Origin of the sequence: Pseudomonas sp. S4_EA_1b, assembly GCF_016307435.1 — a bacterium.
Lineage (GTDB): Bacteria > Pseudomonadota > Gammaproteobacteria > Pseudomonadales > Pseudomonadaceae > Aquipseudomonas > Aquipseudomonas rhodesiae.
On the sequence record NZ_JAEILC010000004.1, the window covers coordinates 22,404 to 37,609 of the forward strand.

At 56.0% G+C, this 15,206-nt stretch carries 12 protein-coding genes; 7 read left to right on the forward strand and 5 right to left on the reverse strand.

Going from position 1 to position 15,206, the window contains the following annotated elements; genetic code table 11:
- Positions 1–399: 399 nt before the first annotated feature.
- The 3 genes from YA0848_RS01160 (at position 400) to YA0848_RS01170 (ending at position 4,379) form a co-directional block, all read left to right on the forward strand.
- Positions 400–906 (forward strand): sigma-70 family RNA polymerase sigma factor, encoded by a 507-nt coding sequence (locus tag YA0848_RS01160; protein WP_034101614.1) that lies wholly within the window; start codon positions 400–402, stop codon positions 904–906.
- Positions 906–1,850: a FecR domain-containing protein gene (locus YA0848_RS01165; protein WP_034115590.1), complete on the forward strand. Its 945-nt coding sequence runs from the start codon at positions 906–908 to the stop codon at positions 1,848–1,850. The genes YA0848_RS01160 and YA0848_RS01165 overlap by 1 nt, the downstream gene beginning before the upstream one ends.
- A 90-nt stretch (positions 1,851–1,940) precedes the next feature.
- Positions 1,941–4,379 carry a TonB-dependent siderophore receptor gene (locus YA0848_RS01170; RefSeq protein ID WP_169902283.1) on the forward strand — a complete coding sequence of 813 codons (2,439 nt, stop codon included), beginning with the start codon at positions 1,941–1,943 and terminating at the stop codon, positions 4,377–4,379.
- A gap of 19 nt (positions 4,380–4,398) precedes the next feature.
- Here YA0848_RS01170 and mnmE read toward each other — a convergent pair whose 3' ends face one another.
- The 5 genes from mnmE to rpmH all read right to left on the reverse strand — a co-directional run bounded on the left by mnmE (position 4,399) and on the right by rpmH (position 8,347).
- Positions 4,399–5,769 carry a tRNA uridine-5-carboxymethylaminomethyl(34) synthesis GTPase MnmE gene (gene mnmE, locus YA0848_RS01175; RefSeq protein ID WP_169902282.1) on the reverse strand — a complete coding sequence of 457 codons (1,371 nt, stop codon included), beginning with the start codon at positions 5,767–5,769 and terminating at the stop codon, positions 4,399–4,401.
- A 78-nt stretch (positions 5,770–5,847) separates the two neighbouring features.
- The gene (gene yidC, locus YA0848_RS01180; protein WP_034115592.1) at positions 5,848–7,551 is read right to left on the reverse strand and encodes a membrane protein insertase YidC; all 1,704 of its coding nucleotides are present in this window, start codon (positions 7,549–7,551) and stop codon (positions 5,848–5,850) included.
- Positions 7,552–7,553: 2 nt separating this feature from the next.
- Positions 7,554–7,799 (reverse strand): membrane protein insertion efficiency factor YidD, encoded by a 246-nt coding sequence (yidD, locus tag YA0848_RS01185; protein WP_080758814.1) that lies wholly within the window; start codon positions 7,797–7,799, stop codon positions 7,554–7,556.
- Complete coding sequence (gene rnpA, locus YA0848_RS01190) at positions 7,792–8,196, reverse strand: ribonuclease P protein component (RefSeq protein ID WP_198712244.1); 405 nt, start codon at positions 8,194–8,196, stop codon at positions 7,792–7,794. Before rnpA ends, yidD begins: the two co-directional genes overlap by 8 nt.
- A 16-nt stretch (positions 8,197–8,212) precedes the next feature.
- On the reverse strand, positions 8,213–8,347 hold the full coding sequence (rpmH, locus tag YA0848_RS01195) for a 50S ribosomal protein L34 (protein WP_003213577.1): 135 nt from the start codon (positions 8,345–8,347) through the stop codon (positions 8,213–8,215).
- 585 nt (positions 8,348–8,932) lie between these two features.
- Between rpmH and dnaA the strand changes: the two genes are divergently transcribed.
- From dnaA to gyrB, 4 genes are read left to right on the forward strand one after another with little or no spacing between them, the layout of a single operon-like run.
- Complete coding sequence (gene dnaA / locus YA0848_RS01200; protein ID WP_034101621.1) at positions 8,933–10,450, forward strand: chromosomal replication initiator protein DnaA; 1,518 nt, start codon at positions 8,933–8,935, stop codon at positions 10,448–10,450.
- Between the two features lie 38 nt (positions 10,451–10,488).
- On the forward strand, positions 10,489–11,592 hold the full coding sequence (gene dnaN / locus YA0848_RS01205; RefSeq protein WP_034101622.1) for a DNA polymerase III subunit beta: 1,104 nt from the start codon (positions 10,489–10,491) through the stop codon (positions 11,590–11,592).
- A gap of 20 nt (positions 11,593–11,612) precedes the next feature.
- Positions 11,613–12,716: a DNA replication/repair protein RecF gene (gene recF, locus YA0848_RS01210; protein WP_034101623.1), complete on the forward strand. Its 1,104-nt coding sequence runs from the start codon at positions 11,613–11,615 to the stop codon at positions 12,714–12,716.
- Positions 12,717–12,720: 4 nt separating this feature from the next.
- Positions 12,721–15,138 carry a DNA topoisomerase (ATP-hydrolyzing) subunit B gene (gene gyrB / locus YA0848_RS01215; RefSeq protein ID WP_034101625.1) on the forward strand — a complete coding sequence of 806 codons (2,418 nt, stop codon included), beginning with the start codon at positions 12,721–12,723 and terminating at the stop codon, positions 15,136–15,138.
- Positions 15,139–15,206: the final 68 nt, after the last annotated feature.

Genomic DNA, 15,206 nt, shown 5'->3' on the forward strand with positions numbered 1-15,206 from the left:
AAATTTATTAAGTCTTTGTTTTTATGTTTATTTCTACTGAGCAAGCTTTCTGTGGATAGATTGCTACAAGCCTTTATATTCGATGTGTACAGAGGTTCAAAAGTCTGTGGTCATGTGCCGATAAGCCCGTTGGATAACTGCGTTAAGCCTGTGGATTAAAGTGCTGGTTATCCACAGACGAGTTTATCCTTGGTTTTTAAGCCCTGTTATCAACTGGGTACAGTGCCGCTTACCCACAGGGCTTAATCCAAAGATTCTCGCCATTCGCCCTGGATTTCGCCCATGGCGTAGCCACACCTATCTTCCGATTGGAGCCGATGACCTCATTGGGAGACCTATTGTGGGAAAACCACAGCGCAGTTAATAATAGCGATTATCATTAACCTACCTACGCGCCCTATGCCTCTTCCTTCTCACACGGCAGCCGTCCAGCACATCTACGAGCAACACCACACGTGGCTGCGCGGATGGCTCAAAGGCAAACTAAATAACGCCTGTGATGCGGCCGATGTGGCCCACGATACGTTCGTGCGCATCTTGGGTGGACGACACGCCTCCCAGATTCTGGAACCGCGTGATTATCTGGCAACCATCGCCAGGGGCCTGGTGATTGATCGTTATCGCCGAAGTGCCGTCGAACAGGCCTATAAGGAGGCCCTGGCTGATCGTCCTGAGATCACCGTCGTTAGTGAGGAGGACAAAGCGCTCATAATCGAAACATTAGTCGCTGTGGATAAAGCCCTGCACGCGCTTGGCGGGCGTGCACGAACAATCTTCATGCTGTCCCAGATCGATGGGCTGACTTATCAACAGATCGCCGATCAACTGCAGGTTTCGCTCACAACTGTGAAAAAACACATGATCCGAGCGTTTACCGAGTGTTCATTGATCATGGCCAGTTCCTGATGGCCGCCCCCGATCGCGACACCTTTGAAGCCGCCGCCACTTGGTATGTGCAATTTCAGTCTCAAGCTCCCACACCCGCCGAACACCATGCCTGGCAGCAATGGTTGAGCCGCGACCCTTCCCATCTGGCCGCTTGGAACCAGCTCGAACAACTGCAACGTAGTCTGGGCGGGTTACCTCAGGACGTCACTCGGCGTGCGCTGTCGACGACTCAACAACGCCGGCAAGTACTTAAATGGATGCTGGTGCTTGGCGGTGGGGGCTATCTCGGTTGGAATCTTCAGCAACACAGTGGCGTGGGAACGTTGTTGGCCGACTACCGCACGCCGATTGGCAAACATCAACGTATCCAGTTGGCCGACGGCACCCGAATCGAGCTCAACACTCGCTCAGCAATCGATGTGATATTCGACGAACGGCAGCGGCTTATTCGTCTGCGCGAGGGTGAGGTACTTATCCACACCGGCAGGTTGGCGGCGCAGCTACCCTTCTATGTTGAAACCCGCCAAGGTCGGGTTCAGGCATTGGGCACCCGCTTTACCGTACGTCAGTTGGCCGATTCCACTCGCGTTGGAGTGTTGGAGGATCGCGTACAGGTGTCACCCGTAGACAATCCCTCCTCTGGTCAACTCCTTAAGGCGGGGCAGAGCGCCGACTTTGATCGGCTTAATGTCGGCCCGATCCATCCCTTCACCGCAACTCAGGCCGCCTGGGTCGACGGCCAATTAATCGTGCTGGATGCGCGGCTTGGCGATGTAATCGACGAGTTGTCACGCTATCGGTCCGGTGTCCTGCAATGCGATGCCATCTCTGCCCGTCTGCGCGTATCCGGGACGTTCCGTCTGGACGCCACCGATGCAGTACTGACCAACCTGCAAGCCACCTTGCCTATCCAGGTGAAATATTTCACCCGCTATTGGGTTTCGATAACGCCAATCGGTTGATCAAAAATAATTCACCAGGAGGGTTACCTTTTTTTCACTTGGCGCGGCCCTAAAGGTAATTACGACAATACCTTCAGGGTTTATCCGCCAATGCGCCTCCCCATCCAGCTACGCCAGCGACTTTCCTGCCATGGCATGACCTATGGTCTGCTGATTGCCACTGCCACCGCAGCCAGTACCCTGTTTGCCACCGGCGTCTTGGCCGCCAGTATGGTGCAGCATTACGCCGTTGCGGCCGGTCCGCTGGACAGGGCATTAAGCCAATTTGCGGCCAGCGCGAATGTGATCTTGTCTTTTTCGCCGGAGCAGACCGCACGGCTGACGACACCTGGGCTCGAGGGCGACTACTCGATTGATCAGGGGTTCGCTTTGCTGCTGCAAAGCACTGGGTTGTCGGCGGTCGCCCAAGCTCCTGGCAGCTACGTATTGCAGGTCGCTCCCGCAGACCAACTCACGCTTGCGCCGACGACGGTGAGTACTTATCAACAGGATGGGTTCAACCGGGATATCGCTGGGGATGTGGGCTACAAGGCGCAGAACAGTCGGATCGGTACCAAAACCAGTACGCCCTTGTCGGAAACACCGCGTTCAGTCTCGGTTGTCACCGGTCAGCGCATCAAGGATCAGAAGGCGCAAAGCCTGACGGAAGTGTTGGGGTACGTGCCGGGCATCTTCGCGCCACCCTTTGCCGCCGGCGACAGTCTGGCAGGCGACCTGTTTTTCATCCGCGGTTTCAACGCCACTGACTACGGCTACGGTCTGCTGCGAGATGGCCTACGCGTGCAAGGCAATCGATACGACACCACCAGCGAGCCTTACGGCCTAGAGCGCGTTGAAGTTTTCCGCGGTCCCTCCTCCCTGCTCTATGGCGAAAACGCGCCGGGCGGCCTGGTGAATCTGGTGAGCAAACATCCGACGGCCACGCCCCAAGGTGAGGTGCAACTGGGGTATGGCTCCAATAATCGCCGCCAGTTGGGTGTGGATATCTCGGGCCCGCTCAACGGTAATGACAACGTCCTCGGCAGGCTGGTGATGCTGGGGCGAAAATCCGATACGCAAACCGACCATGTACCGGATGACCGGCTCTATCTTGCGCCGTCCTTGACGCTCAACTTCGACGATTACAACACCCTGACCCTGCTGGCCAATTACCAGAAGGATCACACCAACCTGGAACTCGGCCTTCCGGCTGCGGGAACTCTGCTTACCAACCCTAACGGCAAGTTATCCAAACACACGATGCTGGGTAACCCGGACTGGAACACCTTCGAACGTGAAGCCTGGAGCACTGGCTACGAATTCAGTCACAGCTTTAACGACGACTGGCAGTTCAGGCAGAACTCCCGTTACATGCAGTCGCGCATCAACCGCCATGAAACCTGGCCCAGCGCCCTGAACAATCGCGGCTTTGGCACGCAACTGAACATGACCGCCTACGATCGCTATAACAAATCAATGGTTTACTCCCTGGATAACCAACTGGAGGGCAAATTCCGACTCGGCGATTTGGAAAATACCGTGCTGTTGGGCGCCAGCTACGACCGTACCTCGTTCAACCAAGATTGGGACGCAGGGTTTGCGGGGACCATTAATGTGTATAACCCCGTGTACCTGCGCGATCCACTAACCCCCATCGCGGTACAAAACACCCTGCTTGAGCAACAAATGAAAGGGGTTTATGCACAGGTACAGAGCAAATACGAGCACTGGTTGTTCTTACTCGGCGGTCGTCAGGACTGGGTGGACAGCGAATTCCGCGACAAGGTGAACAAGGCCAGCAACACCCAGGCGGAAGACCGCAAATTCACCTATCAGGGCGGAGTCATGTACCAGTTCGACAACGGCCTGACGCCGTATGTCAGCTATTCCACCGCGTTCGTCCCTGTACAGCAGATCTCCAACGCTGGCTCACCGTTGAAACCGATCACCAGCAGCCAATACGAAGTGGGCGTTAAATACGAACCGCTCGGCTGGGACACGGCGATGACGCTGTCGGTGTATGACCTGCGTAAACAGGACGACACCTACCTCGACGCCACCACCAACAGCTATCGGCAGGTAGGTGAAAGTCGCGCCAAAGGTGTGGAAGTGGAGGTCAACAGTAACCTCACGCAGAATCTCAATGTGACGGCAGCCTATACCTACACCGATGCGCGTATTACCAAGGATTCGGCCACGTCTTTGGTCGAAGGGCATCAGATGACGGGCGTCCCGCGCAACCAGGCTTCCGTGTGGAGCAAGTATCGCTTCCTCGACGGTCAGCTTAAGGGGCTCTCCCTAGCTGGGGGTGTTCGCTATTTCTACAGTACTTTTTCCTACACCGCGCCGACGTTGTACGGCAAATTGGACGCAGGAAGCGTCACATTGGTGGATGCCGCGGTTGGTTACCAGATTGATAAACACTGGTCTGTGGATCTGAATGCGAAAAACCTGTTCGACAAGGAATATGTGTCCGGTTGCAACGATGCGGGGCGTTGCTACTGGGGTGACAGCCGTACCTTGCTCGGTACGGTGTCTTACAACTGGTGACCAGGTCGTGGATAACCGGTTATTTGCCGATGCAGAAGCTGGAGAAGATCCGCCCAAGTAACTCATCGGAGCTGAAGGCGCCGGTGATTTCCCCCAAAAGCTGCTGAGCCTGTCTCAAGTCTTCGGCCAGCAGCTCCCCTGCTCCTGCCAAGGTCAATTGTGCGCGTCCGTGCTCCAGGGCCGCGCTGGCCTGACGCAGCGCTTCAAGGTGCCGACGGCGAGCGCTGAAGCTGCTTTCCGAGGTCTGTTCGTAGCCCATGCAGGCTTTGAGGTGATCGCGCAGCAGCTCCAAGCCTTCCCCTGCCGATTTGGCGCTCAGACTGAGGGTGACATGGCCATCTTCGCTGGTTTGCAGAGCGATCGCTTCTCCCGTCAAGTCGGCTTTGTTACGGATCAACGTGACCTTGGCCGGATCCGGCCGCTGCTCCAGAAACTCCGGCCATAGGGCAAAAGGATCCACAGCCTCCGGTGCCGTGGCGTCCACGACCAAAAGTACGCGATCAGCTTCACCGATGGCCTTGAGTGCTCGCTCAACGCCAATTTTTTCGACCTGGTCATCGGTATCACGCAAACCAGCCGTATCGACGACGTGCAACGGCATGCCATCGATGTGGATATGTTCGCGCAGGATATCTCGGGTCGTGCCGGCGATCTCAGTCACGATGGCCGCTTCCCGACCTGCCAACGCGTTGAGCAGGCTGGATTTACCGGCGTTGGGACGACCGGCGATCACCACCGTCATGCCGTCACGTAGCAATGCCCCCTGACCCGCCTCACGCAGAACTGTGGATAACTCGTCGCGGACTTTGTCCAGCATCGCCAACACGTGGCCATCGGCAAGAAAATCGATTTCTTCCTCCGGGAAATCAATCGCCGCCTCAACGTAGATACGCAGACCGATCAACTGTTCCGTGAGGTTATGCACACGCAAAGAAAATGCGCCTTGAAGCGAGCGCAGCGCATTGCGCGCCGCCTGTGCAGAACTGGCCTCAATCAAATCCGCGATAGCTTCGGCCTGGGCCAGGTCCAACTTGTCATTCAAGAACGCTCGCTCGCTGAATTCCCCTGGCCGAGCCAGACGGCAACCCAATTGCAGACAGCGCTGCAGCAGCATATCCAACACAACCGGGCCGCCGTGTCCCTGCAGTTCCAGAACGTCTTCACCGGTGAATGAATTTGGGCCAGGAAAATACAGCGCCAGTCCTTCGTCCAACACCTCGTTCTCGGCATCCAGGAACGGGCCGTAATGCGCGTATCGGGGCTTCAGGTCTCGCCCGCTGATGGCCTTGGCGGCTACGCCAGCAAGCGGCCCGGAAATACGAACGATACCGACACCACCACGACCTTGAGCGGTAGCGACAGCAGCGATGGTTTCACGAGGAGCGCTCATCAACAGGTTCCAGAACAAATGTGACGGAAAGCAAAACGCCCCACTAGGGGGCGTCTTGAGTGGTTATCCACAGAGTAATTACGCCGCGGCTTTTTGGGTAGCCGCTTCGATTTTACGTGTGATGTACCACTGTTGAGTAATCGACAACACGTTGTTGACCACCCAGTACAGCACCAGACCCGCCGGGAACCACAGGAAGAAGAAGGTGAAGATGATCGGCATCATTTTCATCACCTTGGCCTGCATCGGATCCGGAGGCGTTGGGTTCAGACGCTGCTGGATAAACATGGTCGCGCCCATGATGATCGGCAGGATAAAGAACGGGTCTTTGATCGACAGGTCAGTTATCCACAGCATGAACGGCGCCTGACGCATTTCCACGCTTTCCAGGAGTACCCAGTACAGCGATAGGAATACCGGCATCTGTACGAGAATCGGCAAGCATCCACCCAGCGGGTTGATCTTTTCTTTCTTGTACAGCTCCATCATGGCCTGCGACATTTTCTGCCGGTCATCACCATGTTGCTCTTTCAATGCAGCCAGCTTCGGCGCCACGGCACGCATGCGCGCCATCGACTTGTAGCTGGCGGCCGACAGAGGGAAGAAAATGCCCTTGATCAGCATGGTCAGGAAGATGATCGACCAGCCCCAGTTACCGACGATGCTGTGGATATGTTGCAACAACCAGAAAATCGGTTGGGCAATGAACCACAGAATGCCGTAGTCCACAGTCAATTCCAGGCCTGGGGACAACTCTTTGAGCACAGCCTGGCTTTTCGGGCCGGCATACAGAGTCGCGCTGGTTTCGCCAGTGGCACCTGGCGCGACGGTCAACGACGGGCCGGTGTAGCCAATGATGTAGTTACCCTTGGAGTCCTTGCGTGCCAGAACCACGTTATTCTGGCCTGGCTGTGGAATCCACGCGGTCACGAAATAGTGCTGCAACCAGGCAACCCAACCGCCGTTCACGTTGTAGGTGATGGCTGGCTTGGTTTTGTCTTCGCTCACCTTGTCCATGTCTTTCATGGACACTTTTTTGTACGGTTCCGAACTTGTCCACAGGGCGGCGCCCAGGTAAGTCGCGGTGCCCGTTGCTGTACTGGACGAAGGATCGGAGCTGGCGTCGCGCTTGAGTTGCGCGAACATGGCGCCGTTCCAAGGCTGAGCGCTTTGGTTGTCGATCAGGTAGGTGACAACGATGTCGTACAGACCACGCTTGAGCGTGAACCGCTTGATGTAGTTGACGCCATCCTTGCTGAACTTCAGGTCTACGACCAATTGGTCCTGACCGTCAGCCAGTTGATAACTTTTCTTCTCCGAAGAGAAAACCGGACGACCGGCTTGGCTTGCATCGGGACCGTTGGTACCGATCAGACCGCTTTGAGCCTGGTAAATACGCTCGCCACCGTTATCGAACAGCTGGAAAGGGATTTCCGGATGGTCTTGGCGGCGTGGATACAGCGGCAGGGTCAGCTTGGCTACGTCACCACCTTGTGGGTCGACTGCCAGGTCCAACACATCCGTTTTGATCTGGATGAGGTCGGTGCTTGCTGCAACTGGAACTTCGGCGGGCGCTTTGGCTTCGCCTGCTGCGCGTGGAATGTCATCACTGGCGGCAGCGTTAGTGCCACTTGCCGTGTCGGGAAGTCCCGCAGGTGCAGTGTTGACGGCAACATTCTGAGTCGGCAGGGCAGCTTGGCCATAGTCTTGGTTCCACTTAAGAACCATAACGTAGGACACGATTGCCAGGGCGACGATCAGGATCGTGCGTTTAATATCCATGATTACTCGGCCATCGAAGAAGAACGGGAGGTGGGGACAGGTGGAACCGGGTCATAACCACCGGGATTCCACGGATGACAGCGACCTAAACGACGAAAGGTCAGCCAGCCACCGCGCAGAAGACCATGATTTTCTATGGCCTCTAACGCGTAGCAGGAACAACTGGGGTAGAAACGACAGTGATTGGCCATCAGAGGACTAATGGCGTAGCGGTAAAACTGGATCGGAACGAGGGCCAGTTTACGCATCGTTGCTGTCTACCCCTACAGTTTCGGGGCTGGCTGGAGGTGCTGGCTTGTGGGTACGCGCCAAACGTTTCCAGAGCTTGCCGAAATGCTGAATCAATTCGGGGTTTTCTACATCCCCCAAGCCTTTACGCGCGACGATAACAATATCCCAACCAACCAGGGTGTCCTGGTGGAGGCGAAACGATTCGCGCATCAGACGCTTGAGGCGATTGCGCTCAACGGAGAGCTTTACGCTCTTTTTGCCGATCACCAACCCGAGACGGGGGTGATCCAGATCGTTGTTACGCGCAAGGAGCAGGAGATTTTTCCCCGGAACCTTGCCGGTGGGGGAGTCAAAGACTGCCTTGAAATGCCGGGGAGTTAGCAGACGCTTTTCCCGACTGAAGTCCTGACTCACCACCAGTGCCGGATTATCAAACTGCCAGACGCGCACGACCTTTGGCGCGGCGACGCGACAGGACGGCACGACCGTTCTTGGTAGCCATGCGGGCACGGAAGCCGTGGGTACGGGCGCGTTTGATGGTGCTGGGTTGGAAAGTACGTTTCATGGCGTTGTTACCTGGTTCGTCACAACGGGCCGGAATGGCCCCCGTTTTAAGAGACCGGCGATTCTAGAGAAAGCAAGCCTCTAGGTCAATTTCCAACCAGCTATTCCTTTAATTAGATCTGAATACGGTAGCGTCGCTGTTTTCACCGTTCAGACACTCATCAGCACGAACCTAGATATAGAAATAAAGAAGGAAGTTATTTAAAGCTTTTCTGTAAAGCTTATAAAAGCTATGCAGTCCATCCTCTGTGGATAACTGCCTCAAGCCCTTATTCCACTTGATGTACAGAGAATGACAACACAGGGGAGAAACGGTGTTCTGCCTGTGCTGCGCTATCGGATAAGCTGTGGGTGGAATGGCATGTTATCCACAGGTCAGTTACCCACAGACTTTCGGACCTACTTGTGCAACGAGCTCAGGTACGCTTATCCACAGAGCTTATGCACAGACCATCGGTCGGCTTTTTCAAGGTTAAGGCATTGATTTTGGCTGGGGTGTCAGCAAGCTACATGTGGATAAGTGGACAGCTGATCGCTACAATGGCGGCTGTTTTTGCCTCACCGGCTTTCAACTTAGGGGATATCCGTGTCAGTGGAACTTTGGCAGCAGTGCGTGGAGCTTTTGCGCGATGAGCTGCCTGCCCAGCAATTCAACACCTGGATCCGTCCGCTACAGGTCGAAGCCGAAGGCGACGAGTTGCGTGTCTACGCGCCCAATCGGTTTGTGCTCGACTGGGTCAACGAGAAGTACCTGAGCCGTGTTCTCGAATTGCTCGACGAACATGGCAATGGTCTCGCACCAGTGCTCTCCTTATTAATAGGCAGCAAACGTAGCTCCGCGCCTCGCGCTGCACCTAATGCACCGCTGGCGGCTGCGGCGTCTCAAGCTCAGGCGGCGACCGCACCGGCTGCCCCGGCGCCTTCCGCTGCGCCGACGCCCTCCAAATCTTCAACGCAAAAAAATGCGCCGGAGCATGAAGAGCCGTCCCGCGATAGCTTCGACCCGATGGCAGGAGCCAGTTCCCAACAGGCCCCTGTTCGTGCCGAGCAGCGCACTGTGCAGGTCGAAGGTGCGCTCAAGCACACCAGTTACCTGAACCGCACATTCACCTTTGAAAACTTCGTCGAAGGTAAATCCAACCAGCTGGCGCGCGCCGCTGCCTGGCAGGTCGCCGACAACCCCAAGCATGGTTACAACCCGCTCTTCCTTTATGGTGGCGTCGGCTTGGGTAAGACCCACTTGATGCACGCTGTGGGTAACCATCTATTAAAGAAGAATCCGAATGCCAAGGTCGTATACCTGCACTCGGAGCGCTTCGTGGCTGATATGGTCAAGGCCTTGCAGCTCAACGCTATCAACGAATTCAAGCGTTTTTACCGCTCTGTTGATGCCTTGCTGATCGATGACATTCAATTCTTCGCCCGCAAGGAACGTTCCCAGGAAGAGTTTTTCCACACGTTCAACGCTCTGCTCGAAGGCGGCCAGCAGGTTATTCTGACCAGCGACCGTTATCCGAAGGAAATCGAAGGTCTGGAAGAACGCTTGAAGTCCCGCTTCGGCTGGGGCTTGACGGTTGCTGTAGAGCCGCCGGAGCTTGAAACCCGCGTCGCGATCCTGATGAAAAAGGCCGACCAGGCCAAGGTCGAGCTTCCCCACGATGCGGCGTTCTTTATCGCCCAACGCATCCGCTCCAACGTGCGGGAGCTGGAAGGTGCACTCAAACGGGTAATTGCCCACTCGCATTTTATGGGCCGCGATATCACGATTGAGCTGATTCGCGAATCTCTGAAAGACCTGCTGGCTCTGCAAGACAAGCTGGTGAGTGTGGATAACATCCAGCGCACTGTGGCCGAGTACTACAAGATCAAGATTTCCGACCTGCTGTCCAAGCGTCGTTCGCGCTCGGTGGCGCGTCCGCGTCAGGTGGCCATGGCCCTTTCCAAGGAATTGACCAACCATAGCCTGCCGGAAATCGGTGATGTATTTGGTGGTCGCGACCACACCACGGTCTTGCACGCGTGCCGCAAGATCAACGAACTTAAGGAATCCGACGCGGATATTCGCGAGGACTACAAGAACCTGCTGCGTACACTGACTACGTGATGACACCAGCGCAGCTTATTAAGGCAAGGGACTAGACCATGCATTTCACCATTCAACGCGAAGCCCTGTTGAAACCCCTGCAACTGGTCGCAGGCGTCGTCGAGCGCCGTCAGACCTTGCCGGTACTCTCTAACGTATTGCTGGTGGTCGAAGGCCAGCAATTGTCCTTGACCGGCACCGACCTGGAAGTCGAGTTGGTGGGCCGTGTGCAGTTGGAAGAGCCTGCTGAACCGGGCGAGATCACCGTACCGGCGCGCAAGTTGATGGATATCTGCAAAAGCCTGCCGAACGATGCGCTGATCGACATCAAGGTTGATGAACAGAAGCTGGTGGTAAAAGCTGGCCGTAGCCGTTTCACCCTGTCCACGCTGCCGGCCAATGATTTCCCGACCGTCGAAGAGGGTCCCGGCTCGCTGACGTGCAGCCTGGAACAGAGCAGACTGCGCCGTTTGATCGAACGCACCAGCTTCGCCATGGCCCAGCAGGATGTGCGGTATTACCTAAATGGCATGTTGCTGGAGGTATCCGAAGGCGTCATCCGCGCGGTCGCTACCGACGGTCACCGCTTGGCGATGTGCTCGATGCGCGCCGATATCGGTCAGCCCGATCGTCATCAAGTCATCGTGCCACGCAAAGGTATTCTTGAACTGGCACGCCTGCTCACTGAGCCGGACGGCAATGTGAGCATCGTTTTGGGCCAGCATCACATCCGCGCCACTACGGGCGAATTCACGTTCACCTCCAAGTTGGTTGATGGCAAGTTCCCGGATTACGAGCGTGTATTGCCTAAAGGTGGCGACAAGCTGGTGATCGGCGATCGCCAGGCGCTGCGCGAAGCGTTCAGTCGTACTGCCATTCTGTCCAACGAAAAGTACCGTGGTATCCGTCTGCAATTGGCCAATGGTCAGCTGAAGATCCAGGCTAACAACCCAGAACAGGAAGAAGCGGAAGAAGAAGTGGGCGTCGACTACAACGGCGGCTCGCTGGAAATCGGCTTCAACGTGAGCTACCTCTTGGACGTGCTGGGTGTGATGACCACCGAACAGGTTCGCCTGATTCTGTCGGACTCCAACAGCAGCGCGCTGGTGCAGGAATCCGATAACGACGACTCGGCTTACGTTGTCATGCCGATGCGCCTGTAACCATGCTCAGCAGAAGCTAGATGTCCCTCAGTCGCGTCTCGGTCACCGCGGTGCGCAATCTGCACCCGGTGACCTTCTCCCCCTCCCCCCGCATCAATATCCTCCACGGCGCCAATGGCAGTGGCAAAACCAGTGTGCTGGAAGCCATTCATTTGTTGGGGCTCGCGCGTTCTTTTCGCAGTGCTCGTCTTTTACCGGTTATTCAATACGAACAGTTGGCTTGCACCGTGTTTGGCCAGGTCGAACTGGCTGAGGGTGGGCACAGCAGTTTGGGAATATCCCGTGATCGCGGGGGAGAGTTTCAGATCCGTATAGATGGGCAAAATGCTCGTAGCGCGGCTCAGTTGGCCGAAATTCTGCCGCTGCAGCTGATCAATCCGGATAGCTTCCGGCTACTGGAAGGTGCGCCAAAAATACGCAGGCAATTCCTCGATTGGGGAGTGTTCCACGTGGAACCGCGATTTATGGCCACATGGCAGCGCCTGCAGAAGGCCCTGCGGCAGCGGAACTCGTGGCTGCGGCATGGTACACTTGACGCCGCTTCGCAAGCGGCCTGGGACCGTGAACTGTGCCTGGCCAGCGACGAAATAGATGAATACCGCCGTGCCTACATCAAAGCCTTGAAACCAGTCTTTGAACAGACCTTGAGAGAGTTACTGGATCTCGAAGGGCTGACGCTGAGCTACTACCGTGGTTGGGACAAAGAGCGTGAACTCAGTGCAGTTCTCGCCACGTCCCTGCAGCGGGACCAGCAGATTGGTCACACCCAGGCCGGCCCTCAACGGGCTGATTTGCGTCTTAGATTAGGCGCTCATAATGCCGCGGACATCTTGTCCCGCGGTCAGCAAAAGTTGGTGGTGTGCGCTTTGCGTATCGCCCAGGGCCACTTGGTGAGCCAGGCCCGGCGCGGTCAGTGTATTTATCTGGTGGATGACCTGCCGTCCGAACTTGACGAGCAACATCGCCGCTCGTTATGCCGCTTGTTGGAAGACTTACGCTGCCAAGTGTTTATCACTTGTGTAGACCACGAATTATTGAGGGAAGGCTGGCAGACGGAAACGCCAGTCGCTTTGTTCCACGTGGAACAAGGCCGTATCACCCAGACCCACGACCATCGGGAGTGAAGGCATGAGCGAAGAAAACACGTACGACTCGACCAGCATTAAAGTGCTGAAAGGTTTGGATGCCGTACGCAAACGTCCCGGTATGTACATTGGCGACACTGATGACGGTAGCGGTCTGCACCACATGGTGTTCGAGGTGGTCGACAACTCCATCGACGAAGCTCTGGCCGGTCACTGCGACGACATCAGCATCATCATCCATCCGGATGAGTCCATCACCGTGCGCGATAACGGTCGTGGCATCCCGGTGGATGTGCATAAAGAAGAAGGCGTATCTGCGGCAGAGGTCATCATGACCGTGCTCCACGCCGGCGGCAAATTCGACGACAACTCCTATAAAGTATCCGGCGGATTGCACGGCGTAGGTGTTTCGGTAGTGAACGCTTTGTCTGAAGAGCTGATCCTGACCGTACGTCGTAGCGGCAAGATCTGGGAGCAGACCTATGTGCACGGTGTGCCTCAAGCGCCTATGGCCATTGTGGGAGACAGCGAAACCACGGGCACCCAGATTCACTTCAAGGCTTCCAGCGAGACCTTCAAGAATATTCATTTCAGCTGGGACATTCTGGCCAAACGCATCCGTGAACTGTCTTTCCTTAACTCCGGTGTAGGTATCGTCCTCAAAGACGAGCGCAGCGGTAAGGAAGAACTGTTCAAGTACGAAGGCGGTTTGCGTGCGTTCGTTGAGTACCTGAACACCAACAAGACGCCGGTCAACCAGGTGTTCCACTTCAACATCCAGCGTGAAGACGGCATCGGCGTGGAAATCGCCCTGCAATGGAACGACAGCTTCAACGAGAACCTGTTGTGCTTCACCAACAACATTCCGCAGCGCGACGGGGGTACTCACCTTGTGGGTTTCCGTTCGGCGCTGACGCGTAACCTTAATACCTACATCGAAGCCGAAGGCTTGGCCAAGAAGCATAAAGTCGCCACTACGGGTGACGATGCACGCGAAGGTCTGACGGCGATCATCTCGGTAAAAGTACCGGACCCTAAGTTCAGCTCCCAGACCAAAGACAAGCTGGTGTCTTCTGAAGTGAAGACCGCTGTGGAACAGGAGATGGGTAAATACTTCTCCGACTTCCTGCTGGAGAACCCGAACGAAGCCAAGCTGGTTGTCGGCAAGATGATCGATGCCGCTCGCGCGCGTGAAGCGGCGCGTAAGGCTCGTGAGATGACCCGTCGTAAAGGCGCGCTGGATATTGCCGGCCTGCCGGGCAAATTGGCGGACTGCCAAGAGAAAGACCCTGCCCTCTCCGAACTGTACCTGGTGGAAGGTGACTCTGCTGGCGGTTCCGCCAAGCAGGGTCGTAACCGCCGTACCCAAGCCATCCTGCCGTTGAAAGGTAAGATCCTCAACGTTGAGAAGGCGCGCTTCGACAAGATGATTTCCTCTCAGGAAGTCGGCACCTTGATCACGGCGTTGGGCTGCGGTATTGGCCGCGAAGAGTACAACATCGACAAATTGCGTTATCACAACATCATCATCATGACCGATGCTGACGTCGACGGTTCGCACATTCGTACCCTTCTGCTGACGTTCTTCTTCCGTCAATTGCCAGAGCTGATCGAGCGTGGCTACATCTACATCGCTCAGCCACCGTTGTACAAAGTGAAAAAAGGCAAGCAAGAGCAATACATCAAAGACGACGACGCCATGGAAGAATACATGACGCAGTCGGCCCTGGAAGATGCCAGCCTGCACTTGAATGACGAAGCGCCAGGCATTTCCGGTGAAGCGTTGGAGCGCCTGGTTAACGACTTCCGAATGGTGATGAAGACCCTCAAGCGCCTGTCGCGCCTGTACCCGCAGGAGTTGACCGAGCACTTCATCTACTTGCCGGCCGTTAGCCTGGAACAGTTGAGCGACCACGCAGCAATGCAAGATTGGCTGGCTCAGTATGAAGTGCGTCTGCGCACCGTTGAGAAATCCGGCCTGGTCTACAAGGCCAGCCTGCGTGAAGACCGTGAGCGTAATGTCTGGCTGCCAGAGGTCGAGCTGATCTCCCACGGCCTGTCGAACTACGTTACTTTCAACCGCGACTTCTTCGGCAGCAATGATTACAAGACCGTGGTGACCCTGGGCGCACAACTAAGCACCCTGCTCGACGACGGTGCTTACATCCAGCGTGGCGAGCGTAAGAAACAGGTTAAGGAATTCAAAGAAGCCCTTGACTGGCTGATGGCCGAAAGCACCAAGCGCCACACCATTCAGCGATACAAAGGTCTGGGCGAAATGAACCCCGATCAATTGTGGGAAACCACCATGGATCCAAGCCAGCGTCGTATGCTGCGCGTGACCATCGAAGACGCGATTGGCGCGGATCAGATCTTCAACACCCTCATGGGTGATGCGGTCGAACCTCGTCGTGACTTCATCGAAAGCAACGCCTTGGCAGTTTCTAACTTGGATTTCTAAGTTCGATTAACGCGCCAAAAACAAGAAAGGCCAACGCTCTGCGTTGGCCTTTTTTATGTGCGCCCAGC

Bases quoted from the DNA above. Each gene is read 5' to 3' on its own strand.
- rpmH (WP_003213577.1), bottom strand. From the start codon at position 8,347: ATGAAACGTACTTTCCAACCCAGCACCATCAAACGCGCCCGTACCCAC.
- yidC (WP_034115592.1), bottom strand. From the start codon at position 7,551: ATGGATATTAAACGCACGATCCTGATCGTCGCCCTGGCAATCGTGTCC.
- YA0848_RS01170 (WP_169902283.1), top strand. From the start codon at position 1,941: ATGCGCCTCCCCATCCAGCTACGCCAGCGACTTTCCTGCCATGGCATG.
- YA0848_RS01160 (WP_034101614.1), top strand. From the start codon at position 400: ATGCCTCTTCCTTCTCACACGGCAGCCGTCCAGCACATCTACGAGCAA.
- gyrB (WP_034101625.1), top strand. From the start codon at position 12,721: ATGAGCGAAGAAAACACGTACGACTCGACCAGCATTAAAGTGCTGAAA.
- dnaN (WP_034101622.1), top strand. From the start codon at position 10,489: ATGCATTTCACCATTCAACGCGAAGCCCTGTTGAAACCCCTGCAACTG.
- mnmE (WP_169902282.1), bottom strand. From the start codon at position 5,769: ATGAGCGCTCCTCGTGAAACCATCGCTGCTGTCGCTACCGCTCAAGGT.
- YA0848_RS01165 (WP_034115590.1), top strand. From the start codon at position 906: ATGGCCGCCCCCGATCGCGACACCTTTGAAGCCGCCGCCACTTGGTAT.
- recF (WP_034101623.1), top strand. From the start codon at position 11,613: ATGTCCCTCAGTCGCGTCTCGGTCACCGCGGTGCGCAATCTGCACCCG.
- yidD (WP_080758814.1), bottom strand. From the start codon at position 7,799: ATGCGTAAACTGGCCCTCGTTCCGATCCAGTTTTACCGCTACGCCATT.